Annotated in this window: 28 protein-coding genes; 26 read left to right on the top strand and 2 right to left on the bottom strand. The window is 38.9% G+C overall.

Annotation, left to right across the window (positions count from 1 at the left end):
* Nucleotides 1-266 precede the first annotated feature (266 nt).
* From cyoE to ctaG, 6 genes are all read left to right on the top strand, one after another.
* Nucleotides 267-1205: a heme o synthase gene (gene cyoE / locus ACO1DI_RS20705; RefSeq protein ID WP_014460983.1), complete on the top strand. Its 939-nt coding sequence runs from the start codon at nt 267-269 to the stop codon at nt 1203-1205.
* Nucleotides 1206-1342: 137 nt separating this feature from the next.
* Nucleotides 1343-2398, top strand: a complete 1056-nt coding sequence (gene coxB, locus ACO1DI_RS20700) for a cytochrome c oxidase subunit II (RefSeq protein ID WP_013056079.1) — start codon at nt 1343-1345, stop codon at nt 2396-2398.
* A gap of 34 nt (nt 2399-2432) precedes the next feature.
* Nucleotides 2433-4298 (top strand): cytochrome c oxidase subunit I, encoded by a 1866-nt coding sequence (gene ctaD / locus ACO1DI_RS20695; protein WP_013082312.1) that lies wholly within the window; start codon nt 2433-2435, stop codon nt 4296-4298.
* Nucleotides 4298-4918: a cytochrome c oxidase subunit III gene (gene ctaE, locus ACO1DI_RS20690; RefSeq protein WP_013056081.1), complete on the top strand. Its 621-nt coding sequence runs from the start codon at nt 4298-4300 to the stop codon at nt 4916-4918. The genes ctaD and ctaE overlap by 1 nt, the downstream gene beginning before the upstream one ends.
* 4 nt (nt 4919-4922) lie before the next feature.
* Nucleotides 4923-5255, top strand: a complete 333-nt coding sequence (gene ctaF, locus ACO1DI_RS20685) for a cytochrome c oxidase subunit IVB (RefSeq protein ID WP_014460982.1) — start codon at nt 4923-4925, stop codon at nt 5253-5255.
* Between the two features lie 57 nt (nt 5256-5312).
* Nucleotides 5313-6251, top strand: a complete 939-nt coding sequence (gene ctaG / locus ACO1DI_RS20680) for a cytochrome c oxidase assembly factor CtaG (protein ID WP_080564795.1) — start codon at nt 5313-5315, stop codon at nt 6249-6251.
* 36 nt (nt 6252-6287) lie between these two features.
* Here ctaG and ACO1DI_RS20675 read toward each other — a convergent pair whose 3' ends face one another.
* Nucleotides 6288-6647: a YugN family protein gene (locus tag ACO1DI_RS20675; RefSeq protein ID WP_013056084.1), complete on the bottom strand. Its 360-nt coding sequence runs from the start codon at nt 6645-6647 to the stop codon at nt 6288-6290.
* 185 nt (nt 6648-6832) lie between these two features.
* Between ACO1DI_RS20675 and ACO1DI_RS20670 the strand changes: the two genes are divergently transcribed.
* The 4 genes from ACO1DI_RS20670 (at nt 6833) to ACO1DI_RS20655 (ending at nt 10062) form a co-directional block, all read left to right on the top strand.
* On the top strand, nt 6833-7252 hold the full coding sequence (locus ACO1DI_RS20670; protein ID WP_013056085.1) for a CBS domain-containing protein: 420 nt from the start codon (nt 6833-6835) through the stop codon (nt 7250-7252).
* Nucleotides 7253-7442: 190 nt separating this feature from the next.
* Entirely contained in the window at nt 7443-8459 is a 1017-nt protein-coding gene (locus ACO1DI_RS20665) for a CAP domain-containing protein (RefSeq protein ID WP_226701090.1), read from the top strand.
* An 84-nt stretch (nt 8460-8543) separates the two neighbouring features.
* Entirely contained in the window at nt 8544-9320 is a 777-nt protein-coding gene (locus ACO1DI_RS20660) for a sporulation protein YpjB (protein ID WP_116737325.1), read from the top strand.
* Between the two features lie 64 nt (nt 9321-9384).
* Complete coding sequence (locus ACO1DI_RS20655; RefSeq protein ID WP_014460978.1) at nt 9385-10062, top strand: zinc metallopeptidase; 678 nt, start codon at nt 9385-9387, stop codon at nt 10060-10062.
* Nucleotides 10063-10092: 30 nt separating this feature from the next.
* Here the strand turns inward: ACO1DI_RS20655 and ACO1DI_RS20650 are convergent, their stop codons facing one another.
* A complete protein-coding gene (locus tag ACO1DI_RS20650; protein WP_013082317.1) occupies nt 10093-10959 on the bottom strand; it encodes a YitT family protein in 867 nt (288 codons plus the stop codon).
* A gap of 312 nt (nt 10960-11271) precedes the next feature.
* Here ACO1DI_RS20650 and ACO1DI_RS20645 point away from each other — a divergent pair, with 312 nt between their 5' ends.
* From ACO1DI_RS20645 to asnS, 16 genes are all read left to right on the top strand, one after another.
* Entirely contained in the window at nt 11272-11601 is a 330-nt protein-coding gene (locus ACO1DI_RS20645) for a nucleotide pyrophosphohydrolase (protein ID WP_013056090.1), read from the top strand.
* A gap of 13 nt (nt 11602-11614) precedes the next feature.
* Nucleotides 11615-12415 (top strand): 4-hydroxy-tetrahydrodipicolinate reductase, encoded by an 801-nt coding sequence (gene dapB / locus ACO1DI_RS20640; protein ID WP_013056091.1) that lies wholly within the window; start codon nt 11615-11617, stop codon nt 12413-12415.
* 12 nt (nt 12416-12427) lie between these two features.
* Nucleotides 12428-12826: a methylglyoxal synthase gene (mgsA, locus tag ACO1DI_RS20635; RefSeq protein ID WP_013056092.1), complete on the top strand. Its 399-nt coding sequence runs from the start codon at nt 12428-12430 to the stop codon at nt 12824-12826.
* 10 nt (nt 12827-12836) lie between these two features.
* Nucleotides 12837-13547, top strand: coding sequence for a bacillithiol biosynthesis deacetylase BshB1 (gene bshB1 / locus ACO1DI_RS20630; protein WP_371905477.1), 711 nt, complete (start codon nt 12837-12839; stop codon nt 13545-13547).
* A complete protein-coding gene (gene bshA / locus ACO1DI_RS20625) occupies nt 13548-14675 on the top strand; it encodes an N-acetyl-alpha-D-glucosaminyl L-malate synthase BshA (RefSeq protein WP_013056094.1) in 1128 nt (375 codons plus the stop codon).
* A 15-nt stretch (nt 14676-14690) separates the two neighbouring features.
* A complete protein-coding gene (locus ACO1DI_RS20620; protein WP_014460976.1) occupies nt 14691-15884 on the top strand; it encodes a CCA tRNA nucleotidyltransferase in 1194 nt (397 codons plus the stop codon).
* Nucleotides 15869-16858, top strand: a complete 990-nt coding sequence (locus ACO1DI_RS20615; RefSeq protein ID WP_013056096.1) for a bifunctional biotin--[acetyl-CoA-carboxylase] synthetase/biotin operon repressor — start codon at nt 15869-15871, stop codon at nt 16856-16858. The genes ACO1DI_RS20620 and ACO1DI_RS20615 overlap by 16 nt, the downstream gene beginning before the upstream one ends.
* A 272-nt stretch (nt 16859-17130) precedes the next feature.
* On the top strand, nt 17131-17964 hold the full coding sequence (gene panB / locus ACO1DI_RS20610; RefSeq protein ID WP_014460974.1) for a 3-methyl-2-oxobutanoate hydroxymethyltransferase: 834 nt from the start codon (nt 17131-17133) through the stop codon (nt 17962-17964).
* A gap of 1 nt (nt 17965) precedes the next feature.
* Nucleotides 17966-18823: a pantoate--beta-alanine ligase gene (panC, locus tag ACO1DI_RS20605; protein WP_014460973.1), complete on the top strand. Its 858-nt coding sequence runs from the start codon at nt 17966-17968 to the stop codon at nt 18821-18823.
* Complete coding sequence (gene panD, locus ACO1DI_RS20600) at nt 18824-19207, top strand: aspartate 1-decarboxylase (protein WP_014460972.1); 384 nt, start codon at nt 18824-18826, stop codon at nt 19205-19207.
* A 202-nt stretch (nt 19208-19409) separates the two neighbouring features.
* A complete protein-coding gene (gene dinG / locus ACO1DI_RS20595; RefSeq protein ID WP_014460971.1) occupies nt 19410-22211 on the top strand; it encodes an ATP-dependent DNA helicase DinG in 2802 nt (933 codons plus the stop codon).
* Between the two features lie 89 nt (nt 22212-22300).
* Entirely contained in the window at nt 22301-23098 is a 798-nt protein-coding gene (locus ACO1DI_RS20590; protein WP_226701093.1) for a hydrolase, read from the top strand.
* 188 nt (nt 23099-23286) lie between these two features.
* Nucleotides 23287-23457, top strand: a complete 171-nt coding sequence (locus tag ACO1DI_RS20585; RefSeq protein WP_013056102.1) for a YpmA family protein — start codon at nt 23287-23289, stop codon at nt 23455-23457.
* 11 nt (nt 23458-23468) lie between these two features.
* The gene (locus ACO1DI_RS20580; protein ID WP_013056103.1) at nt 23469-23957 is read left to right on the top strand and encodes a DUF5590 domain-containing protein; all 489 of its coding nucleotides are present in this window, start codon (nt 23469-23471) and stop codon (nt 23955-23957) included.
* Nucleotides 23958-24090: 133 nt separating this feature from the next.
* Nucleotides 24091-25275: a pyridoxal phosphate-dependent aminotransferase gene (locus ACO1DI_RS20575; RefSeq protein ID WP_014460969.1), complete on the top strand. Its 1185-nt coding sequence runs from the start codon at nt 24091-24093 to the stop codon at nt 25273-25275.
* Nucleotides 25276-25429: 154 nt separating this feature from the next.
* Complete coding sequence (gene asnS, locus ACO1DI_RS20570; protein ID WP_042992237.1) at nt 25430-26722, top strand: asparagine--tRNA ligase; 1293 nt, start codon at nt 25430-25432, stop codon at nt 26720-26722.
* The last annotated feature ends 207 nt before the right edge of the window (nt 26723-26929 follow it).

Raw genomic sequence — 26929 nt, 5'->3', positions numbered from 1 at the left:
TTAGCTCATGACAAAAAAAATCCATATTTTTTTCATAAATTCTTCACAAAGTAACGGCAAAATATGGTTTAATAAACATGAGAAATAGATATTTCTCTACTATTTTATCGTTTACATGTGAAGCTTTTAAGTAGCTTTGGTGAAAGGAATATGACTTCTTTGTGAACAAAGAGGAGATTTTTGTAAAAATATGTTGAAAACGCCTTCATTTATAGACTCTTTATTTACTAGATAAAAGTCTGTGGATGAGCAAAGGAGGAAGCGCCATGGAAGATTCAAAAATGGTGGAAGATTCAACGCTTTCTGCATCGCCTAACACAGCTCATGTAAGCGAAAATAGTTCCATTTGGTCAGATTTTTTAGCTACGATTAAAATCGGAATAGTCAACTCAAATTTCATCACCACCTTTACTGGTTTTTGGCTAGCTCTTTTCTTCAACGAACAACACTTCTTAGAAAACCTGGATAAAGCATTTTTTACTTTAATAGGTTCTTCACTTATCATCGCCGGTTCATGCAGTTTGAACAATTACATAGATCGTGACATTGACCCTCTAATGGAACGAACAAAGGGACGACCTACAGTGACAGGGAGTTTTACACCTTTGACGGTCCTTGGGATTGGAATCGGTTTGACGTTAACCGGCTTGCTTATGCTACTAGTTGTTTCTTCCGTAGCCGCTCTCATCGGATTAGCAGGAATACTTACATATGTAGTTCTTTACACCATGTGGTCCAAAAGACTATACACAATTAATACAGTAATCGGAAGTATATCAGGCGCTGTCCCGCCTTTAATTGGATGGGCCGCTATCGATCCCAATTTACACGTAGTGGCTTGGGTGTTATTTTTAATCATGTTTATTTGGCAGCCGCCTCATTTTCTAGCTCTTGCGATGCGAAGATGTGAAGAATACCGAGCAGCGGGGATCCCTATGTTGCCTGTTGTACATGGTTTTGAACTTACAAAACGACAGATTCTCATTTGGATTGCTTGTTTGTTGCCATTACCTCTTTATTTATACGAATTAGGCACTCCATTTCTAATTTTGGCCACTGTTTTAAACATAGGATGGCTATTTTTAGGATTTGCTCAATACAATAAACAAGAAGACACAAAGTGGGCTAGCATGATGTTTGTCTACTCACTAAACTATTTAACTATTTTATTTGTCTCAATGATTGTCGCAACGCTTTTTGCCTAGATAAAATCTTTCACTGAATGCGACACTGCACAAGGGGGATTTCTTCTACATGTAGAATTCATTATAGAAGGAATAAGTTTTATGCTCAAGAGGGCATAGATGAAATCACGTCAATGAAAGAGAGGTTGGGGAATGGTATGAAAAAATGGCGATTGAACTTTCGTGTTTTGTCGTTATTTACGCTGCTTGCATTCGTGTTATCGGCCTGTGGAAAACCGTTTTTGTCAACACTTAAGCCTGCAGGTGAGGTAGCTGAAGAACAATATTCGCTTATGCTGCTTAGTACAGCCATCATGGTTTTAGTTATTATTGTTGTCACCATTATCTTTATATTTGTTATTCTGCGCTTTCGTCGTCGCAAGGGCGAAGAAAACGTGATTCCAAAGCAAGTAGAGGGGAGCAGAAAGTTAGAAATTATATGGACAGTGATTCCTATCTTGCTGCTGATTATTTTGACTGTTCCAACGGTCATCTCAACATTTAAGCTAGCGGACGTAAAAGGAATGAAGGACAAAGATGCTGTCGTAGTAAATGTGCGTGCTAACTTGTACTGGTGGGAATTTGAGTATCCTAATCAAAAAATTATTACATCGCAAGATCTAGTTGTTCCAACGGATAAAAAAGTCTACTTTAATATTAAAGCTTCTGACGTCAAGCACTCATTCTGGATTCCTTCAGTTGGAGGAAAGCTCGATGCTAACACAGAAAATGATAATAAATTCTGGCTAGTGTTTGATTCTAAAAAATCGAAGGAAGCTAACGGGGTTTTCTACGGAAAATGTGCTGAGCTTTGCGGTCCATCTCATTCTCTTATGGACTTTAAAGTACGGGCTGTATCAAGCGGTGAATTTGATACGTGGGCAAAAGATTTGAAAAAGGCAAAGCCTGACGTAGAAACAGCATCCGCAAAAGCTGGTCAAGAGGTCTTTAATGAAAGCTGTATCGGATGTCATGCTGTTGACGTCAAAGACAATCGTCCAGAGCAAGCTCGTCAAGCACCAAACTTAGCCGGTTTTTCTGAACGTGAGCGTGTAGCTGGAGTGCTTCCTCACAACAAGGAAAATATCAAAAAATGGTTAAAAGACCCTGAAAAAGTTAAGCCGGGTAATAAGATGAGTGGTACATATCCTGACTTAACAGATGAACAAGTGAATGAGCTAGCAGACTATTTAATGAGTTTAAAAGAAAAATAAACGTCCAGTCGTTTTTAAAAGGGGAGGTTTAGCGATGAGTACACTCAGTCAAAAGAAGGGTGTAGGTGGAACAATTTGGGACTTTATGACAACCGTTGACCATAAGAAAATCGCCATTCTTTATTTAATTGCCGGCGGTATCTTTTTTCTAGTCGGAGGAGTGGAAGCACTATTTATACGTATTCAGCTGGCTATACCAAGCAATGACTTTGTCAGTGCAGGAACGTATAATGAAATTTTAACAATGCATGGAACAACGATGATTTTCTTAGCCGCCATGCCGCTTCTTTTTGCCATGATGAATGCAGTTGTTCCGCTGCAAATCGGAGCTCGAGATGTAGCATTTCCATTTTTAAATTTGTTAGGTTTTTGGTTGTTTGCCTTTGGGGGACTCTTTTTAAATCTAAGCTGGTTTTTAGGAGGAGCACCTGATGCAGGTTGGACATCATATGCTTCGCTGTCTATTGCATCGCCTGGTCACGGAATTGATTTTTATGCGATAGGTTTGCAGATTTCCGGAGCCGGGACATTGATTTCAGGTATCAACTTTCTCGTAACAATCATTAATATGAGGGCACCAGGTATGACTTATATGCGTATGCCGCTGTTTACGTGGACGACGTTTGTTGCATCAGCTCTTATTTTGTTTGCGTTTCCAGCACTGACGGTTGGATTGTTTTTAATGATTTTTGACCGCTTGTTCGGTGGAAACTTTTTTGACGCCACAATGGGTGGAAACACCATTATCTGGGAACATCTTTTCTGGATATTCGGTCATCCGGAAGTATATATTTTAATTCTTCCAGCGTTTGGTGTTTTCTCGGAAATTTTACCTACTTTTTCAAGAAAGAGATTATTCGGATACTCGTCGATGGTTTTTGCTACCGTATTAATCGGATTTTTAGGGTTCATGGTGTGGGCTCACCACATGTTTACAACCGGACTTGGGCCGATTGCAAATGCCATTTTTGCTGTCGCTACGATGGCCATCGCCGTTCCAACTGGAATTAAGATTTTTAACTGGCTGTTTACGCTTTGGGGAGGAAGTATTGAATTTACGTCTCCGATGCTGTATGCGGTCGCCTTTATTCCATCATTTGTTATCGGGGGAGTAACAGGAGTTATGGCAGCTGTAGCACCTGCAGATTATCAATTTCAAGATTCTTATTTTATCGTTGCTCACTTCCATTACGTTATCGTAGGCGGTGTCGTATACGCTATATTAGCAGGTGTCACATACTGGTGGCCAAAAATGTTTGGGAAGATGTTAGATGAAAAGTTAAGTAAAGCAACGTTCTGGCTCTTTTTAATTGGTTTCCACTTAACGTTCTTTATTCAGCATTTCTTAGGTCTAATGGGGATGCCTCGCCGCGTATGGACGTTCTTGCCTAATCAAGGTCTCGACCTTGGGAATGCAATCAGTTCATCAGGAGCTGCTTTCATGGCGGTTGCTACGCTCATTTTACTTGTTAATATTATAAAAACAACTGCCAAAGGACAAAAGGTAGGAGGAGACCCTTGGGGAGACGGACGTACATTAGAATGGGCTATTTCATCTCCGCCTCCAGAGTATAACTTTAAACAAACGCCCCTTGTACGCGGGTTAGATGCATATTGGATTGAAAAAATGGCAGGAAATAAAGAAATGACGCCAGCCGAACCTCTTGGTGATATTCATATGCCAAACTCGTCGTTTATTCCATTTATGATATCGCTTGGAATGTTTATTGCAGGGATTGGCTTTTTGTATCGAAATGATCACGCGTGGGGAGATATTGTAGGGATTATCGGAATGATCGTCATGTTTTTATCAATGTTCTTCCGTTCATGGATTGATGATCACGGCTTTCATATTCACAAAGAAGACTTAGTTGATGATGACAAGGAGGCGAAGATGTAATGGAGACTGAACAAAAGCTAACTGCTGAAACTTTCCCTGCTTCGCCTGAAAAAGCAACGCTTGAAGGGAAAAATAAATTTACTGGCTTTTGGCTCTTTTTAGGCGGAGAGACGGTTTTGTTTGCTTCACTTTTTGCTACCTATTTAGCTTTACGTAATTCAACGATGTCAGGACCTAAGCCAGAAGAATTGTTTGATATTAAGCTTGTTTTTGCAGCCACAATGATTTTATTAACAAGTTCACTAACCAGCGTATATGCTATGTATCATATGAAAAATTTTGAATTTAAAAAGATGCAGCTATGGTTAGGCGTTACGTGGCTTTTAGGTTTAGCGTTTTTAGGGCTAGAAATTTATGAGTTCAGGCATTATGTTCATGAAGGACATACGTTTACAAGCAGCGCATTCGGTTCTTCTTTCTACGCGCTGGTTGGGACACACGGAGCTCACGTAACGTTCGGATTGCTTTGGATTGGTTCTTTGATGATTCGAAATGCGAAGCGGGGGCTAAACTTATATAACGCTCCTAAATATTATGTCGCAAGTTTATATTGGCACTTTATCGATGTTGTGTGGGTCTTTATTTTCACAGTTGTATATTTAATGGGAATGGTGGGATAAGCTGATGACGACAAATCAATCAAACTCAGATAACCCAAGGCTCAATTTAGAGTATCGTAAAAAAAGAAACGCAGAAGATATGAAGATGCAAGTTATCTCTTTTGCGATGATGTTGTTTTTAACACTAATTGCTTTTTTTGCGGTTTATCAAGAGTTTAGCGGATGGTACATTATGCCGGTGATTGTGCTCTTGGCGGTTGTTCAAGTCATCTTTCAACTTTATTATTTCATGCATATGAACCACAAAGGACATACCATACCAGCATTTTTCTTGTATTCAGGCGTATTGGTAGCTCTTTTAACCATTTTAGCTTTTGTAACCATTATTTGGTGGTAAAGAAAAGGGCTGGCATGCGCCAGTCCTTTTCATCATCTGTAGAAGGAGGAATAGATGTTGATTAACAATTTGCAGATGTTTGGTTTTGAAGCACTTTGGAGTCCTTACTATTTTTTAACCATTTGTCTGGTGACCGTCTTATATTTTTTCATCGTTGGTAGATGGAGAGGGAATTTTATAGGAGCGGTGGCCGTAGAGAGAAAAACAAAAGCGTATTTTGTTATCAGCATGGTTCTTTTATATATATGTAAAGGAGGACCTGTAGATTTACTAGGGCATTTTATGTTTAGTGCTCATATGACGCAAATGGCAATTGTTTACTTGGTGATTCCTCCGCTTTTTATTTTAGGAATTCCGCCGTGGTTAGCTCGTTCTGTTATTTATGTAAGAGGGGTTAAACCTGTTTTTAAATTTTTTACAAAGCCCTTAATTGCTCTACTATTATTTAATGGGTTATTTTCTTTGTATCATATTCCGCTGCTTTTTGATGTTATTAAAACGGATATGACGCTCCACGGAATCGTGAGTGTTGTATTATTTATCGCTGCTTTTTGTATGTGGTGGCCACTCGTTAATCAGCTAGAAGAAGAACAAACGCTAAGTTCTTTAAAAAAGCTTGGATACATTTTTGCAGATGGCGTACTCCTTACTCCAGCGTGCGCGCTGATTATTTTTGCAAATCATTCTTTGTATGCGACGTATACAGACTCAAGCGCTTGGGTACAAGCTCTTTCCCTTTGTGTACCGCCTTCTATGATTGCAAGTTTGGGGCAGCTTGCTCCCGAGATGTTTAATACGCTGCCGCCCGTGGAAGATCAGCAGCTAGGCGGCGTCATTATGAAGATCATTCAAGAAATTGTGTATGGAACGGTTTTAGGCTTTATTTTTTTTCAGTGGGCTCGAAAAGAACGAGAGAAAGATACGTACATGCCTGATTTTACTGAGCCTCAAGATATAAAACCAAAGGAATTTCCGTCTACTCCTCCTTTGAATTAAAAAAAGCGCAGTCTGATTACTGCGCTTTTTCTAATTCTATAGCTGAACGGTTTCAAGCTGTGATTTGATTTGTGTTAATATCTTTTCACACTGTTCTACAAGGGATGGCGGAAAATATTCGCCGTCTCCATATTCTACACCGTGAGGATAATAATGTTTGCCTAGTAGAGGTGTCATAAGATGAATAACAGCATGCCTGCCCCCTACGTCGCCTGAAATAGCATGTCCTTGGACTCGCAAATAGAAGGTATCTCGCTGAAACTCGAATTTTCGATCGTACGTGACGCGTTCATAATCCCATTGTCCGGCGCGGACCAGACCAAATTGATGCATAATCTCATCTAATAAATCTAAATCAACCTTTAATGAATCAAATTTTGCATATTCAAATTTCATATGAACTCCCTCCCAAAACAGATATACCCCAATTAAATCATAAGCTGAATGGATAAAACTTGCAATATCTAATAAGGAAAAATGTAAACGTTATCTATTTTTATTTAAACGTTTTAAATGCGAAAGTTTACTAAAAAGTTGGTCACACTATAAAACGAGCACACGATGTAAAGGAGGATAAAACAATGAAAACTGTACAAGAGGTAATGACAGCTGATACGGAAACATGCACCACGCTTGATAACGTATATGAAGTAGCAGTGAAAATGAAGGAATGGAATGTAGGAGCAATTCCAATTGTTGATAGAGATCAGCTAGTAGGAATGATTACAGATCGAGACTTAGTTATAAAAGGCATTGCAGAAAAGAAGCCGAATTCAAGTAAAGTAACGGATGTTATGAGTGAAGAGCTTATAACTATTACAGCGGAAGCCTCTGTAGAAGAAGCTTCTAAGCTTATGGCTCAACATCAAATCCGTCGTCTTCCCGTTGTGGAAAATCAAAAGTTAGTAGGGATTGTATCGCTAGGTGATTTATCAACGTTTCGCTATGCAAATGAACGTGCAGGAGAAGCGCTCTCAGACATTTCACAACAAACGCATTAAAAAGCGAAAGCCAACTGTTTGCAGTATATTCGTAAATAGTTGGCTTTTTCTTTTGTTTCCTCCATACCGATAGCTATTTTTTTTTGAATGCATGTATAATAGAGATAAAAATAAGTTAAACAGGTAAAGAAAACAGGTGTAAGGAGAGGAAGAAAAGCTGAAAAAAGTTATTTTTATTCTCGTATTAATAGTGGCATTTGTATACGCGGAGGATTATTTACCTCAGCTAGAGAAATATCTAACGGGTCAAAATACTGAGCAAAACCAAACGGATTCCAAAAGTCAGCCCACCCAAGAAGTGGCTTCTTATGAAAAACAAAGTGAAAATATGATGAGGCTCATTGGAGATCATTCAGAACAGTTAATTGGAATGCTTGGAGAGCCGGATCGTATTGATTCTTCTGCATATGGCTATGACTGGTGGATTTACAAAAAGAATCGTCAAACGTATGCGCAGGTAGGAGTAGAAAATAATCAAGTCGTATCTGTATACGTCATTGGCTCAAAAACCAATACAGATCCTTTTGAGATTGGTGAGAAGCGAGAGGAAGTAGAAAAAAGAGTTTCACTTTCATCCGAACTCACGCTTCAAAAAGGCGGAAATGAATACCGATTTCGTCTGAGTGAAGAGGATATGAAAATGCGTCCCATTATTAAATATGGAGATGTATACGTCCAACTATATTTTGATCAGTTCCTTAATACAATCTCAAGTATTCGAATTATGGACATGGACACGCTATTAAAACAGCGTCCGTACGAAATTGTTTACCGCGGCGAGCTTCCCACAGCTCCGTCATTGACATCGGAGGAATGGAAAAGTGTCCAAGAAGGAGAAGAGCAGCAAATTATTGATATTACAAATGTAATTCGAGACCGGTTTCAGCTGTCGCCTTTAGCTTGGGACGAAGCCACTGCCGGAGTAGCTTATTTACACAGCAAAGAAATGAGCGACTTAAACTATTTCTCTCACGTTTCACCAGCACAAGGCGATTTAGGCAACCGTCTGCAAAAAGGTGATGTAGTATACCGTATCGCGGGCGAAAATATTGCCTCGAATTATCAGGATGGAATCGCTGCGGTTGAAGGGTGGCTTAATAGTGAGGGACATCGTAAGGCTTTACTCAATAAAGAGTTTACGCGTCTTGGTGTAGGTGTATATGAGAAATATTATACGCAAAACTTTATCACTCCGATGAATGAATAGTAAGATTAAAACTTCCTTTTGAAAATAGGTCTACTCTTGTCCTCTTTCTCATAAGTTTTAGTAGAGGTTAGAGGAGGGACGAGAATGAAAGGAAGAATAGTAGGAATATTGCTCGTACTTTTCTTTGCATATACGACTACTGTACATGCAGCTGAAGGGCAGTGGGAAAAGCTTGATAACTTATCTGATCAAACGCTATCGCTTGTAGAGCAAAAGGAGTATAAAGCAGCCCAACATTTGTTCAGAAATTTTTCGAATGAATTTACCAGTCTCAATACAGCTTCTTTGGGCGTATCGGCCGAAGATATACGTATTTTAACTCTTTGTTATGAACAGGTAGAAAGGTCTCTTTTATCTTCTGATTCCAGTGATGAAGAACGTCTTCAAAAAGCTACTCAATTTCGATTATTAGTCGATGCGCTGCACAGCAAGCATCAGCCTATGTGGACTGAACTCGAAGGCAGTATGCTAGCAACATTTAAAGAGATGCGAAATGAAGCGGTAAAAGGAGAACAAGCGGCTTATGAAGCGCAGCTTAAGCAATTTTTAAAGGAATATGATATGATCTTACCGAGCGCACAGGTAGACGTGTCGTCTCCCTACGTACAGCGTGTGAGCGCGGACGTTCACTTTTTACAAAGTGAAGGAACGCTAAGTGAGATTAACGATGAGCAGTTTAACCAAATGGAACAAAACTTAAAAGATTTTTTTGAACAAGTAAAAGAAAATCGTACAGACCCGTCTTTTATTTGGGTTACAATCACCACTGGAAGTATTATTATTGCTACACTTTTTTATGTAGGAGCGCGAAAATATTTCGCTGACCAGAAAAGAAAGTCAGCTAGAGGGCGTAATGATTGACGTAAAAGCGCAGAATTGTCTAAAATAAAAGAGTAGTCAAACACATAATGAAAGGTGTGGGTAAATGAGCTTTTTGATTTATTTTCTCATTATTATCCTTGTGCCAATTTGGGCACAGTTTAAGGTGAGAAGTGCTTACAAAAAATATTCAAAAGTAAGCAACTCATCAGGAATGACAGGCGCAGAAGTAGCAAGAAAAATTTTGGATGAAAACGGCTTGTACAACGTTCACGTAGAGCCTGTAGGCGGATTTTTATCGGATCACTACGATCCTCGCTCAAAAGTTATTCGTTTATCAGAAGACAACTATTACGGAACGTCTGTCGCAGGCGCTGCCGTTGCGGCTCACGAAGTGGGACACGCGATTCAAGACAAAGAAAACTATTCGTTTTTACGTCTTCGCCACTCGCTTGTACCGGTGGCAAGCCTTGGATCAAACGCTTCTTGGATTTTAATTATGATTGGAATTATCGCGTCGATTAAGCCGTTGCTATTGTTAGGTATTATCTTCATGGCAGCAGCGGTCGTATTCCAAGTTGTAACACTGCCTGTTGAATTTAACGCTTCAAGCCGAGCGATGACGCAAATTGTCTCAGTCGGTGCGATTCGAAATGACGAAGAGCGCGAGACGCGCAAAGTGCTTAACGCAGCGGCTTTAACATACGTAGCAGCCGCAGCAGTAGCAGTTCTTGAGTTGGTTCGTTTAATCATGATTTATACAGGAATGAATAACGACGACTAATAAAAAAAATACCGCATTAGCGGTATTTTTTTATCTTTCAAGCGGTTTTTTATTTTCATCAAGGGTAAATCCTTCGCCTAAGACATCATGAACATCCGTAACTGCAACGAATGCGTGTGGATCTACAGAAGTAATAACTTGCTTTAAACGGAAAATTTCATTTTTACTAACTACGCAGTATAGCACGTTGGTATCTTGCTTAGAAAAAGAACCTTGGCCTTTTAAAATCGTCACGCCTCGATCCATTTCTTTCATAATTTTATCCGATATGGCTTCGTTATGATTTGAAATGATCGTTGCTCCTTTGGCGGCATACGCGCCGTCTTGCATAAAGTCAATAACCCGTGCAGCGACAAAGACTGCAACAAGTGTGTACATAGCTTCTCGATAGGATAAATAAATGAGAGATGCACTAATCACAATAAAGTCAAAAAGAAACATCGTTTTCCCCATATTCCACCCGATATATTTTTGAACAACACGTGCGATGATATCGACTCCTCCTGTTGTTCCTCCAAACCTGAAAATAATACCAAGACCCACTCCAATAAAAACACCGGCAAAAAGAGCTGCTAGAGTCATATCATGACGCAGGGGCATATTCACCGGGAAGCGCTGGAATATCCATAAAAATAGCGATAAGCTGACGACTCCGAGCATGGTATAAATAAAGGCTGTTCTCCCTAATAGTTTCCACCCTACAAAAAACAAAGGAATATTTAACACTAAGTTAGAATAAGAGGGATCAATGTTAAATAAGAAAAATAAAAGCAGGGTAATGCCCGTGAATCCACCTTCAGCTAAATTGTTTTGCATGTTAAAATTAACAAGTCCAAACGCAAATATGGCAGCACCAAGCAGTATAAAAATAATATTTTTTAATCTGAGACCTTTCATACTTACAAACCTCCTATGACCGTTTTTGCACTACCTTATCATAAAGGAATATATTTCATTTCGTAAATAACTATCGAAAAGATTTTTGAAAATAGTAAAAAGTGATGATGTTTCTTCTAGTGCTATGTATTAGTAGTATCCTCAATTCGTAAAATATAGACAGATTTTTGAGAATTAAGGGAAACGTGAGGAATATTGCGAAAGAGCATCTGACAAAGGCTTGATAAGAAGAAGTAATTACACTAAATAATTTGAAGTAAAGATGTTATAATAGTAAGCTGAGTGTACTTCTAAAAGAGGTGAAATAAAAAGATGTCAAAAAAAACGATGGAGCAAATGCAGCAAGAAGTTGATGCATATATTAGCCAATTTAAAGAAGGATATTTTAGTCCTCTTGCTATGCTTGCGCGAATGTCGGAAGAAGTGGGCGAATTATCGCGCGAAATTAACCACTATTATGGTGAAAAGCCGAAGAAAACGACTGAAGCAGAACGTACGGTCGAAGAAGAAATGGGCGACATTTTATTTGTATTAATTTGCTTTGCAAATTCATTAAATATTGATTTACAAGAAGCGCATGATCGCGTTATGAATAAATTTAATACGCGTGACAAAGATCGCTGGACGAAAAAAGAAGACTAAGGAGAGAAAAAGAATGGACAAAATTCGAATTGTACTTGCAGGACCAAGAGGTCGTATGGGAAAAGAAGCTGTATTATTAATAGAAGAAACAGAGCATTTTGAATTAGTAGCAGCGGTAGATCGTATCAATGAAGGAAAATACATAAGTGATATTGAAGGAATGCCAAATGTACAAGCGCCAATCTACACGGATATTGAAAAATGTTTTCAAGACGTTAAGGCAGATGTTTTAGTTGATTTGACAACACCTGAAATTGGGCGCGTTCATACTAAAACAGCTCTAACCTATGGAGTAAGACCTGTTGTAGGAACAACTGGCTTTTCAGAAGAAGATTTAAAAGAATTAAAGCAGCTTGCTGAAGAGAAGGAACTTGGCTGTATCATTGCACCTAATTTTGCGATTGGCGCTATTTTAATGATGAAGTTTTCACAAATGGCAGCTAAATACTTTGATGATGTTGAGATTATTGAAATGCATCACGATCAAAAGTTAGATGCACCATCAGGAACAGGCTTAAAAACAGCGGAGCTTATCAGTGAAGTTCGTGAAGCAAAAAAACAAGGACATCCTGAAGAAAAAGAATTACTAGAGGGCGCACGCGGTGCAGATTATGAAGGGATCCGCCTACATAGCGTACGTTTGCCAGGACTGATTGCTCACCAAGAAGTGATGTTCGGAGGATTTGGACAAACATTAAAAATCCGTCATGATTCATACAACCGTGCTTCTTTTATGTCAGGTGTGAAGCTAGCTGTTGACACAGTTATGAACGTAGACACACTTGTATATGGGTTAGAAAATATTATTGACTAAGGAGCGAGAAAAATGAAAATCGCCTTAATTGCACATGATAAAAAGAAAAATGATATGGTACAATTCACAACAGCCTATCAAGCGATTTTACAGGAACATTCGCTGTTCGCAACAGGAACAACAGGAACACGTATTTCAGAAGCAACAGGTTTGAAGGTTCACCGCTTTCAATCAGGACCGCTTGGAGGAGATCAGGAGATAGGAGCTTTAATTGCTCAAAATGAAATGGATATGGTTATTTTTTTCCGCGATCCGTTAACAGCTCAGCCTCATGAACCTGATATTTCAGCTCTGATGCGTCTATGTGACGTCTATGCGGTACCTCTTGCAACGAATATGGGAACAGCAGAGATTTTAATTCATGGACTTGAACGAGGCGATTTGCATTGGCGTTCAATTATAAAAAAATAGGGTGAAGATAATGAAAGAAACAATAGATATCCTTGCCTTTGGTGCTCATGCCGATGATGTAGAAATCGGCATGGGTGGAACCATTGCAAGAATGAGTGAACAAGGTTTGAAGGTAGTTATTTGCGATTTGACGCAAGCTGAACTCTCTTCAAATGGAACGGTTGAAATTCGAAAACAAGAAGCGTCCAAAGCGGCTGATGTCTTAGGTGTTCATGAGCGAATTCATCTGAATTTGCCAGACAGAGGTTTGGTTTTAAAAGCAGAGTATATAGCTGAAATTGCATCAGTCATTCGCACGTATCAACCAAGGATTATATTTGCTCCTTATTTTGAAGATCGTCATCCTGATCATGGAAATTGTGCAAAGCTTGTAGAAGAGGCCATGTTTTCAGCTGGCGTTAAAAATTACATCGATAGTAAGAAGCAAAAAGCTCATCGTGCTGAGTCCCTTTATTTCTATATGATAAATGGATTTCATAAGCCAGATTTTATCGTAGATGTATCAAGCGCGTTTCAAAAGAAAGTAGCTAGTCTAGAGGCTTATAAAAGTCAATTTATAAAAACAGCAGATACGTTTGATACGCCGCTGGTAAACGGATATATTGAAACGGTAGAGAGCAGAGAGCGATTATTTGGCAAAGAAGTCGGGGTAGCATACGGTGAAGGTTTTTTATCTAAAAAACCGATTTTGATGTACGACGATTTAGTAGGTGGAAAATAAATGAAGTTAAAAATTGGTATTACATGTTATGCTTCCGTTGGAGGTTCAGGAGTGGTAGCAACGGAGCTAGGGAAGCTGCTGGCTGAAAAGGGGCACGAAATTCATTTTATTTCCTCTAGCATGCCTTTTAGATTGACGAAAGTATATCCAAATATTTATTTTCACGAAGTAGATGTAAATCAGTACTCCGTCTTTAAATACCCTCCGTATGATCTTGCTTTATCCAGTAAAATGGCTGAAGTGGCTAAAAGAGAAAAGCTTGATATTATTCATACGCACTATGCAATCCCCCATGCCGTTTGCGGGATTTTAGCTAAACAAATGGTGGAGCACGAAGTGAAAATTGTGACGACTCTTCATGGGACAGATATTACGGTTCTAGGAGAGGATCCATCGTTAAAAGATTTAATTAAATTTGGAATTGAGAAATCAGATGCAGTGACGGCTGTATCTCAGTCACTTGTTGATCAAACTCACCATTTAATTAGTCCAGATAAAGAAATTGAAACGATGTATAATTTTATTGATGAACGAGTTTATCATAAAAAAGAAGTTCAGTATTTGAAAGCGGAGTATGGCATATTAGAAAATGAAAAAGTCGTTATTCATATTTCAAACTTTCGTCAAGTCAAACGAGTTACAGATATAGTCAAAACATTTGCTATTATTAATAAAAAGCTTCAGTCTAAGCTGCTGCTTGTAGGAGACGGCCCTGAAATGACGGTTGTGTCTCAATTAGTAAGAGAGCTAAATCTTCAAGATTCTGTATTATTTCTTGGGAAACAAGAAAATGTAGCAGAATTATATTCGATTAGCGATTTAAAACTGTTATTATCTGAAAAAGAAAGCTTTGGGCTTGTACTTTTAGAAGCTATGGCTTGTGGTGTTCCATGCATCGGAACAAATATAGGCGGAATTCCTGAAGTAATTGAACACGAAAAAACAGGATATATCTGCGAAGTGGGAGACGTCGAAGAGGCAGCGAGCAAAGCAATTCAGCTACTTGAAAATGAACAGCTGCATCACCAAATGAGGGAAGCGTCTCTAAGCGCAGTTAATCATAAATTTCATTCAACAGAGATTGTGAGTCAATATGAAAAACTTTATTATAAATTGGTACAGGGTTGAAGAATGGAGGAAGTTATGAAAGAACCGTTCATTCATCCGCTTTATATTATTGAAAAACTGGAGACAGCCGGTTACGAAGCGTATTTTGTTGGAGGAGCGGTCCGGGATCTCATTTTAAATCGGACGATTGGAGATATTGATATTGCTACGTCAGCTAGGCCTGAACAAGTGATGGAACTCTTTCCTAAGACGATTCATGTAGGAATCGAGCATGGTACGGTTGTCGTTGTCCATGAGAACGAGACCTATGAGGTAACCACTTTTCGCTCTGAGGGAGAATATGATGATTTTCGTCGTCCCTCGTCCGTTACGTTTATTTCGTCTCTGATAGAAGATTTGCAGCGTCGCGATTTTACAATTAATGCAATGGCTATGAATGCAAAAGGAGAAATCATTGATCCATTTAATGGAAGAGAAGATTTACGAAACCAGTTAATTCGTACTGTCGGAAATGCTAAAGAACGCTTTCATGAAGATGCTCTTCGTATGATGAGAGCCGTTCGCTTTGTCAGTCAGCTGGCGTTTTCGCTTTCTGATCAAACTAAAAGAGCCATTCAGCAATACGGTGAACTGCTGAGGCATGTTTCTATTGAACGCATTACAGTTGAATTCGAAAAAATGCTGAGCGGAAAGCGTCCGTCTTTAGCATTAGCACTTGTAGCAGATACGGAGCTGTATCGCTACTTGCCCCAATTGAATGTAGATCCGCAAAAATTCCGATCTGTTTGTGCACACGATTGGATGATGCTTCAGAGAGTATCGGAGTCATGGACACTTCTGGTACATCTACTCGACATTCAAGACAAGCAGGCATTTTTTAAAAGCTGGAAATTATCTAATAAGCAAATTAAAGATATTCAGCTTCAGTCTATTGGTCTTCGAGACGTTTTGGAAAATGGATGGTCAAAACGCATCATGTATACAATTGGAGAGCAGGCCAGCGTAAGTGTGAATCGTATTCTACAACTTCTTCGAAGCAATGAGTATATGAATGAACATGAGCTTCTTTACATCTATAGCGAGCTGCCTATTCATTCTTTAAAAGATTTAGATATAAATGGTCAAGATCTTTTAGTTTGGACAGGTAAAAAAGGTGGTCCATGGGTGTCTCAACTGTTAAAAGAAATTGAGGAGAAAGTTCTATACAATGAGTTAAGGAACACGAAATCTTCAATAAGAAAGTGGGTGCAGTCTTGCAGTCAGATATAAGAAGAACGCTGCTTGAAATGTTTACGAACGCAGATGGGGACTATGTGTCCGGCCAAAAGATCAGCGATTTATTAGGCTGTTCAAGAACAGCTGTATGGAAGCATATCGAAGAACTGCGAAAAGACGGCTATGAACTTGAAGCTGTTCGTAAAAAAGGCTATCGCATTGTTGGGAAGCCAAACAAAGTAAGCAGCAACGAGCTTTTATTAGGGCTCCAAACAACAAAAATCGGTCAGTATATTCATTATGAGGAAAGCGTGCATTCTACTCAAAAAATTGCTCATCGAATTGCTCAAGAAGGAGCTAAAGAAGGAACGGTCGTAGTTGCTGAAGAGCAAACGGCAGGGAGAGGAAGACTTGATAGAGCGTGGTATTCCCCAAAATATACTGGTGCCTGGATGAGTATTATACTGCGTCCTTCTATCCCTCCGCAGCAGGCTCCTCAGCTGACTCTACTATCAGCAGTGGCTGTCGTACAGGCCATTCAAGAAGTGACGAACCTTTCTCCAGACATTAAATGGCCTAATGATGTTTTATTAAACGGGAAGAAGCTAGTTGGGATTTTAACAGAAATGCAGGCAGATTTTGACCGGATTCATTCGGTCATCATTGGGATCGGCATCAATGTGAATCAGCAGGAAACGGATTTTAATGAACAAATCAAACACATTGCCACATCTTTACGTATTGAAAAAGGTGAAGAAATTAATCGTGCAGCTTTGATGCAAGCGTTTTTCTTAAAGTTAGAAACCCTTTATGAAGAATACTTAAAAAATGGCTTTGGTTTAATTAAAGTTCTTTGGGAAACTTATGCAATCAGTATTGGCAAGCGAATTATAGCGCGCACGATGACAGCCAACATTGAAGGCTTTGCAAAAGGTATAACAGATGAAGGCGTTTTATTGATTGAAGATGATGAAGGAGTTATACACCGAATCCATTCTGCAGATATTGAGCTCTCTGCTAAAAAATAGTAGAAAAATAAAGAAATTTTTATTATAATACGAGTATCAAGGTAGTATCGCAAGAACTTCACTTGATACTCGTTTGTTTATTTTTAATACGACAATAAATCTGCCTTGATCCATTAAGGACTAGGACAGAGGGATGACGCGTAGGTAAGCACATTAGGTAAAGTGTGCTTTTTATAGATGAAGTCTGTCAAAGTCCTTCTTCCTTTTATAGGTAGAAGGGCTTTTTGTGTGCAGACGTGCGCTCATCTCCTCTGAGAAGGAGGAGAAAGTTAGTGAAAACAAAATTAGATTTTTTACGTATGAAACAAAACAATGAACCAATTGTGATGCTGACTGCGTACGATTATCCGTCAGCTAAGTACGCTGAGGAAGCAGGCGTAGACATGATTTTAGTAGGCGATTCTCTAGGAATGGTCGTTTTAGGATATGACTCTACGATTCCTGTAACGGTAGATGATATGATTCATCATACAAAAGCGGTTAAAAGAGGAGCTGCTGATACATTTATCGTCACCGACATGCCATTTATGTCCTATCACGTGTCGAAAGAAGACACGATGAGAAATGCTGCTCGCATTATGCAGGAAAGCGGAGCTCATGCTTTAAAAGTAGAAGGAGCAAACGATGTTCTCTATACAATTTCAGAATTGACGCAAGCTGGTATTCCGGTTGTTGCACATCTCGGGTTAACACCTCAGTCTGTCGGTGTTCTGGGCGGTTATAAAGTGCAAGGGAAAGAAGCGAAAGAAGCAAAACAGCTAATCCAAGACGCGATCAAGTGTGAGCAGGCGGGAGCTATTGCTGTTGTATTAGAGTGTGTTCCTAAACAAGTAGCAAAACAAGTAGCTGAACGCTTAAGCATTCCTACAATCGGAATCGGAGCAGGAGCTGACACGGATGGTCAAGTACTTGTATACCACGATGTATTAACGTACGGTGTAGAGCGTGTGCCCAAATTTGTTCAGTCATTTGCGAAAATAAATGAGCCTATTTCACAAGGGCTTTCACAGTATGTAAGTGAAGTGAAAAAAAGAGAGTTTCCGAAAGAAGCACATACTTTTTCAATGAAAGAAGAGCAGTTAACGGCACTGTACGGAGGGAAATAAGATGAAAGTCATTACAACAATTAAAGACATGCAGCAGGAGATGAAAAAAGAAAAGCAGCTTGGACATTCAATTGGATTTGTCCCGACGATGGGCTATTTGCATGAAGGCCACGCTACTTTGCTTGGAGCAGCTCGCACAGAAAATGAAGTAGTGGTGCTAAGTATTTTTGTGAACCCGACTCAATTTGGACCAAATGAAGATTTTGATACGTATCCAAGAGATTTTGAACGCGACGAGCGCGTGGCAAAAGAAGCTAACGTCGACTATTTATTTTATCCTTCAGTAGAGGAAATGTATAAGTCAAGCCGTTCAGTTGCTATAACCGTGACAGATCGTGTAGACGTATTGTGTGGACAGAAGCGCCTCGGTCATTTTGATGGAGTAGCCACGGTACTAACAAAGCTTTTTCACATTGTAACCCCAGATCGTGCATACTTTGGTAAAAAAGATGCGCAGCAAGTTGCTGTAGTAGATGGCTTAATTGAAGACTTTAATTTCCCCGTGGAGCTTAGAGCAGTAGACACGGTGAGAGAAGCAGACGGATTAGCTAAAAGTTCTCGTAACGTATATTTAACAGATAAAGAAAGAGAAGAGGCACCTGTTTTATTTAAGAGTTTACAAACCGCTCTGCAGCTTCTTGAAAGCGGAGAGAAGCATGTAGAAATCCTTAAACAGACCATTCGAAAAGAAATTGAGCAACATACGAGCGGTAAAGTGGATTATATCGATGTTTATACGTATCCAGAGCTAAAAACGATTAAGCAAGCCGCTGGCAAAATCATTATTGCTTTAGCTGTTCAATTCTCTAAAGCCCGTTTAATTGATAATGTAATTGTAGACGTACAGGGGGATAACTAAATGTTTCGCACGATGATGAATGCCAAAATACACAGAGCACATGTAACTGAAGCCAACTTAAATTATGTTGGGAGCATCACCATTGATCAAGATATCATTGACGCAGTGGGAATCGCAGCAAATGAAAAAGTCCAAATTGTAAACAATAATAACGGAGCTCGCTTGGAAACGTACGTGATTCCCGGCGAACGCGGGAGCGGTGTAGTTTGTTTAAATGGGGCTGCTGCAAGACTCGTGCAGCCTGGAGATATCATCATCATTATCTCTTATGCGCTCGTAGCAAATGAAGAAGTAGCTCACCATCATCCAACCGTAGCGATTATGAATGAGCAGAATAAAATCCAACAATTGCTTAAACAAGAACCAGCTGGTACAATTCTATAAGAACAGTCCCCCTTTATGAGGGGGATTTTTATTTGAATACATACGCTAGTAAGTGAACGGTATAAACCTCTATACACACTAAAGTAAAACTTCTATGTATGAAAGCCTCTCTGTTTTTCACGAGAAGGAGTTGCGCTTTTAAAGCATATAGAGCAGGCTTTCACTTTATACTATAAAAAGACAGACTTGCGAGGTGTTGACCGTGAATAAACGCTTTGTTGTGGTAGATCTTGAAACGACGGGACATTCTCCAAAACAAGGAGATAAAATGATTCAATTTGCTGCTGTCATAGTAGAAGACGGCAAAATTGTTGAACGTTTTTCTAGTTTTTTAAATCCGGGTATGGATATTCCGCCTTTTATTACACAACTAACTAACATTCAAAATGATATGGTGAAAGATGCGCCTTTATTTGAAGAAATTTCACCTAAAATTATAGAATTGCTAGATGATGCTTATTTTGTTGCACATAATGTGGCATTTGATTTAACTTTTTTACAAGAAGAACTCTATCAGTGCGGAAGGGAGACGCTTTATAATTCAACCGTAGATACCGTCGAACTGGCCCGGATTCTGCTGCCTACAGTTGATGGGTACAAACTTAGCCAATTAGCTGAGTATTTACATATTGAACATGAGAACCCTCATCAAGCAGATAGTGATGCAGAAGTAACGGCACGTATTTTACTGTTACTAATTGAAAAATTAAAAAAGCTACCTCTAACAACCTTAAAGCAGCTGTATGCGCTAAGCTTGCACTTTAAAAGTGAAATTGGAGAACTGATTCAACAAGTTATAGATGATAAAAGTTATGCCGAGGATGATTCTTATGAATTTATACATGGCATTGCGCTAAACAAATATCAGCCGCATTCAGCTAATGAAAAGCAGCACTCTCATACGTACGAAATATTTGAAACTGAAAAGCAAAAGCTATTCCATCAGGCTCTGCCATTGTTTGAAGAACGAAAAGGTCAGTGGGAGATGATGAACTTTGTACAAGAGTGCTTTGCAGGTAATGAGCATGCTTTAATTGAAGCCGGGACTGGTATTGGTAAAACCTACGCTTATTTAGTTCCTGCCGTGTTTTATGCTTCTGTTCATCATCAACCAGTCATTATATCAACTAACACGGTAACGCTTCAGCAGCAAATCATTGAAAAAGATGTGCCCATTCTAGAAAAGATTGTTCCGTTTCCTGTTACAGCAGCTGTTTTAAAAGGAAGAGAACACTACATTAGTATAAGAAAATTTATTCAGCTCTTAAAAGAGCGAAATAATAATTACGATGCGATCCTCACAAAAGCGAAGCTGCTTATTTGGCTGACGGAAACGGAAACGGGCGACAGCGATGAAATAAACCTGCCTTCTGGCGGCAAACTTTTTTGGGAACAGCTAAATGAAAGCAATCCGTCTCCAAGTGACTTTAAGCATCCTTGGAAACTTTATTCTTTTTATGAACGAGCGCAGAACAGAGCGCAAAATGCCCATATAGTAGTGACAAATCATCGCTTGCTGTTGATGGATGTGATGAGTAATCATGAGCTGCTGCCTGAGTATGAACAGATTATTATTGACGAGGCTCATCACTTAGAAGACATTGCCGGAGAAGAGCTGGGAGAGCGGTTAGATTATTTTGCGGTTCATGCGCTATTAAACCGAATCGGAACTATTCAAGATAAAGGGCTGTTAAAAAAAGTTCATCATACGTTTGTGAAATATAGCATCGAGCTTAACACTGAATTTCTTCAAGACCTGTTTGTGCAGCTTCATTCTGAGTGCGATGACTTATTTCGTTTGATTCATTCTTTTGTCCAAAAAAGAATCGGCAATCAGCAGGGCGAGATTGGAAGAAGCAGCTATCGATATAAAGTGGAAAAAGAGCATGGGCATTACTGGACGGCTATTCAAGAAGCAGCTTCGCGCATTCGTTTTTTAATTCACGATCTTTTTACATGGAATGATGGGGCAAGACATTCCTTTGACGAACTATATGACAAAGTCACAAAAAATGAACAGTCGTCTCTTCATGAATTTCAAACGGCTGTTAAAGGATTTGAGCACATATCTCAGCAAATAGAAAAGCTTTTGTTCAAACAGCAGAGTCATCACGTAACGTGGTTTGAGATTGAACCAAAAGGAGCAGCGAATGCTACGTATATCTATAGTCAGCCTACTTCCATTGCCGATACGCTGGCTGATGAATTTTTCGCCAAGAAACAAAGTGTTATTTTAACATCGGCTACATTGACGGTGAATGGAACATTTGATTATTTAATTCAAGAGCTAGGGTTATATGACTTTCAGCCTGCTCAACTCATTCTCCCTTCCGAGTTTGATTATGAGAAGCAAGCTAGAGTCTATATTCCTCAAGATATGCCTGCTGTTAACGAAGTATCATTATATGAGTATAGCGCTATGATGGCAGAAAGTATTCTTGACGTAGCTAAAGTAACAAATGGTCGTATGCTGGTGCTTTTTACTTCATATGACATGTTGAAAGCTACGTATGGTTATTTAAAAGAGTTAAACGATCTTGAAGAGTTTGTACTGCTCGGCCAAGGAGTCACAACTAGAAATCGTAATAGACTGTTAAAAGACTTCAGCCAGTTTGAGCATTCCATCCTTTTAGGTACAAACAGCCTGTGGGAAGGAATTGATCTGCCAGGAGATTTATTATCATGTCTCGTAATTGTGAGACTTCCTTTTTCATCTCCTAATCAACCTCTGTTGACAGCTAAATTTGAGCAGATGAAAAAAGAAGGGAAAAGTCCTTTTATGAATTATTCACTTCCTCAGGCCGTTATCCGTTTTAAACAAGGGTTTGGGCGGTTAATTCGTTCAAAAAGTGACCGAGGAGCTATATTTATTTTTGATAACCGTATTACGCGAACAGCATATGGATATCATTTCCTTCACTCACTTCCAAAAGTCCAGGTTGTTCAAAAAACGTTTTCGAATATCTTACTGGACTACAAAGAATGGTGGAATGAAAAGACTTGAGCATACGCTTAAGTCTTTTTTTTATGCATACTGTTTCTTCACTTGAGAGACGATAGTAATATACTACGATAAGCAAATGAGGACAGTGTATGATTAAAATATTGATAAGTGCTGTACTGTTTTTTAGTTTTATGAACTGTTCGGCTTCAGCAGCCGTCATTAAAAACGTAGATTTTGGTTTGCAAGCTGATGAAGTAGTGATCACCTTTCTACCTCTTTCAGCTGGAGAAGCGAGTCTGATTCAAGACGGAAGCGGTGAGAACATTTTGATAAATACCGGGAATGCATCTTCCTATCCCGAGCTAAAGAAGTGGTTGAAGCGATATAAAGTGAAAAAAATCAACCAATTAGTGATTACAAAACAGCAAAAGTACTATGATTCAAATGTTCAGCGAGCTGTGAATGATTATCATATAGAGCGCATTATTGTCCCGGCTCAGTACCAGGCGAAATTTCAAACAGAGAAGTGGAAAGAAAATGATTTATTTCAGTTAACAGATAATATACACGTTGATGTCTTGCATGCATCGAAGCAAAAAACAGCGGCTATGGATCTATTATTTACGATTGGAGAACATCGGATTCTATATGCAATGAGCAGCTCAGATGAAATAGAAGAAAAATTTTTACGCATTCCTCTTACCCATGTAGATGTATTGAAAATTCCTAATTTTGGAGAGGGAACGTTTTTTTCGAATACATTTTTGAAGCAATTAGATACACAGCTTGCCGTTGCGTTTACGAAACCAGGCCGTTCCTATTCCCCTCGACTGCTTTCAAATTTAACAGCTGAATGGATTGAATTATATGACGTAAAAGAAGGGAGCGCTTACTCTATTAAAATGTCACTAAAATCCTATGATGTGATGAAATTTTCTGTAAAATAAACAAATTTCCTTTTGCAAAAAGAGGTAAATTCCTTATAATATTATATATGTTTACTTATTTATTCGGTTTTTACGCAAAACGTACGGACGGGATCGATGAGTGAAAAAGATGACGATGGTTTTTGATACCTGTTATAATACGGATATCGTCATTTTTGCGTCGTGATAGACGAGCTAGGAGGTTTACAATGGAAAGTAGGATTGAAGTATTATCAACTGTCCGCGTGGAAAATTCCTCGGATTTATATAAAATTGTTGATAGTTTGAATCGCACGTTGAAAAAGCAAGATTTGATGTTCGGATTAGCGTTAGACGAAGAAGATCAAAGCAAAGCTGTATTTACAATTTATCGTACATAAGTAGGGATTTTATGAAAAAGTTAATTATTGTAGCGGTAGCTGCTGTGCTTTTAATTATCGGGGGCATTTCTTTTAGCATTTATCACTCGTCCGTGAAGGATGTGCAGTCTGCCGAGGAAAAAGCAGCATCCCAAGCAAAAAAAGAATTTAATTTGAAATCTGTCACAAGCACCCAGCCATATTTCGGCAATCATGCATTTTATGTAGTAGAAGGTACAAACCGAAGCAATCAAAAGGTAATTGCTTGGATGCCTAAAAGCAAAAAACAAACAGCAGTTTTAAAGAAAGCAAGCAGCGGGATCACAAAAGAAAAAGCCATTTCCATTGTGAAAAATGATAAAAACCCGCAGGAAATTAAGTCGGTGCGCCTAGGCATTGAAAATAAAAAGCCGCTGTGGGAAGTAACATATGTGGATAAAGATAAGAAACATTTAACATACTATTATCTTGATTTCTCTAGCGGTGAATTTATAAAACGATACAGCTTATCTCAATCGTAAATCGTTTATACCATATGAAATGTCATATGTGTCATAATATAAGATTTTAGCGCTTTATGAAAATGAAGCCAATTTTTTATCTATAATCAGCCCCCGGGCTGATTATAGCTTTAGTTCATAGGGGGAGATTTTAGTGAAGTTAGCAAAACGTGTATCAGCATTAACGCCATCATCAACATTAGCGATTACAGCAAAAGCGAAAGAATTGAAAGCGGCTGGTCATGATGTGATTGGACTTGGAGCAGGGGAACCTGATTTTAATACGCCGCAGCACATTTTAGAAGCGGCTGTCACAGCAATGAATGATGGTCAGACAAAATATACGCCAGCAGGCGGCCTTGCACCATTAAAAGAAGCGGTAATTGAAAAATTCAAACGCGACCAAGGCCTGACGTATTCACCTTCTGAAATTATTGTTTGTACAGGTGCTAAGCACGCACTGTATACGTTATTTCAAGTTCTGTTAGACGAAGGTGACGAAGTGATTATCCCAACTCCTTACTGGGTAAGTTATCCTGAGCAAGTAAAGTTAGCAGAAGGTACACCAGTATTCGTTGAAGGTTCTGAAAATAACGAATTTAAAATCACACCTGAACAATTAGAAGCGGCTATTACTGCTAAAACCAAAGCTGTTATTATCAATTCACCAAGCAACCCAACAGGTATGATTTACACAAGAGAAGAGCTTCAAGCTTTAGGAGAAGTTTGCTTGAAGCACGATATTTTTATCGTATCAGATGAAATTTATGAAAAGCTTGTATATGGTCAAAATGAACATGTATCGATTGCACAGCTTTCACCAGCGTTAAAAGAAAAAACAATTATCATTAACGGTGTTTCTAAGTCACATTCCATGACGGGCTGGCGCATTGGATATGCAGCTGGTGATGCTACAGTTATTAAAGCGATGACAAACCTAGCGAGTCACAGCACGTCAAATCCAACATCTATTGCTCAATATGCAACAATTGCTGCTTACAACGGCACTCAGGAGCCGGTGGAAATGATGCGACAAGCTTTTGAAGAGCGTCTAAACGTGATTCATGAAAAACTGATTAACATTCCAGGGTTCTCATGCTTAAAACCACAGGGTGCTTTCTACTTATTCCCTAATGCAATTGAAGCTGCAAAATTAACTGGCTTTGATACAGTTGATGCTTGGGTAGAAGCTATTTTAGAAGAAGAGAAGGTAGCCCTAGTTCCTGGATCAGGATTCGGTTCACCTGAAAACGTACGTCTTTCTTATGCTACATCACTAGATCTGCTAGAAAAGGCATTGGAACGAATTCAATCATTCATGACTCGTCATATAAAATAAAAAGATTATATTTAAAAACAAAAGAGCCTTTTAGCACAAATCACACGTGTTAGAAGGCTCTTTTTGTTTGTTACTTGTTATTATGTTTGTCGAAATGTATAATAGGATGGCATACATAATTACGAAATGTAAGTTTTTTGGAGGGATATTAATCGTGAAAATTACGATTTCAGAAGCAAGCAAGCATGTAGGAAAAGAAGTAACAATTGGTGCTTGGTTAGCGAATAAACGTTCAAGTGGTAAAATTGCCTTTTTACAGCTGCGCGATGGATCAGGATTCATGCAAGGGGTAGTTGTAAAAGCTGAAGTAGAAGAAGAAACTTTTAAATTAGCTAAATCTATGACGCAAGAATCATCACTATATGTAACAGGTGTGGTACGTGAAGATGAGCGCTCACCGTTTGGCTATGAGTTAACAGTTACAAGCCTTGAAGTTATTCATGAAGCTGTTGATTATCCAATTACGCCAAAAGAACATGGAACAGAGTTCTTAATGGATAACCGTCATTTATGGCTGCGTTCTAAACGTCAACATGCTGTTATGAAGGTTCGTAACGAAATTATTCGTGCAACGTATGAATTCTTTAACGAAAACGGGTTTACAAAAGTAGATCCTCCAATCCTAACAGGAAGTGCTCCTGAAGGAACAACAGAATTATTCCACACGAAATATTTTGACGAAGATGCATACCTTTCTCAAAGTGGACAGCTTTATATGGAAGCAGCAGCAATGGCGCTTGGAAAAGTATTTTCATTCGGTCCAACGTTCCGCGCTGAAAAATCTAAAACACGTCGTCATTTAATTGAGTTTTGGATGATTGAACCAGAAATGGCTTTCTACCAATTCGAAGATAACTTGAAAGTACAGGAAGAATACGTATCTCATGTTGTACAGTCTGTTTTAGCAAACTGTAAGTTAGAGTTAAATGTACTAGGTCGTGATACATCTAAGTTAGAACAAATTAAAGCGCCATTCCCTCGTATTTCGTACGATGATGCTCTTAAATTCTTACATGAAAAAGGATTTACAGACATTCAGTGGGGAGATGACTTTGGAGCACCTCATGAAACGGCTATCGCAGAAAGCTATGACAAGCCGGTATTCATTACGCACTATCCGACGTCATTAAAACCGTTTTATATGCAGCCAGATCCAACAAATGAAGACGTAGTATTATGTGCAGACTTAATTGCACCAGAAGGCTACGGAGAAATCATTGGAGGCTCTGAACGTATTCATGATCAAGAGCTTTTAGCTCAGCGTGTAGAAGAGCACAAATTAGATACTGAAACGTATAAGTGGTATTTAGAGCTTCGTAAGTATGGCTCAGTTCCACATTCAGGATTTGGTTTAGGCCTTGAGCGTACGGTAGCATGGATTAGCGGCGTAGAACACGTTCGTGAAACGATTCCATTCCCACGCTTATTAAACCGTTTATATCCGTAAGGAAGTGAAAAAAGTATTCTGACTCTTGTAGTCAGGATACTTTTTTAGCTTTTTTATAAATCATAAAAAGAAAAGAAAAAAGAGGCTTTTACTTATATCATAAGGAAACAAAGGCAAACATAGAAAAGAGTCTAACTTAAAAGGGAGTTGCAATTCTCGGAAAAATAAGTTAGTGTAATATTCTTGGAAGGAAGTCATCGTTCGTAT

The organism is Priestia sp. 40, from assembly GCF_049368575.1.
Classification (GTDB): domain Bacteria; phylum Bacillota; class Bacilli; order Bacillales; family Bacillaceae_H; genus Priestia; species Priestia zanthoxyli.
This window is presented reverse-complemented; position numbering and strand designations above follow the sequence as displayed.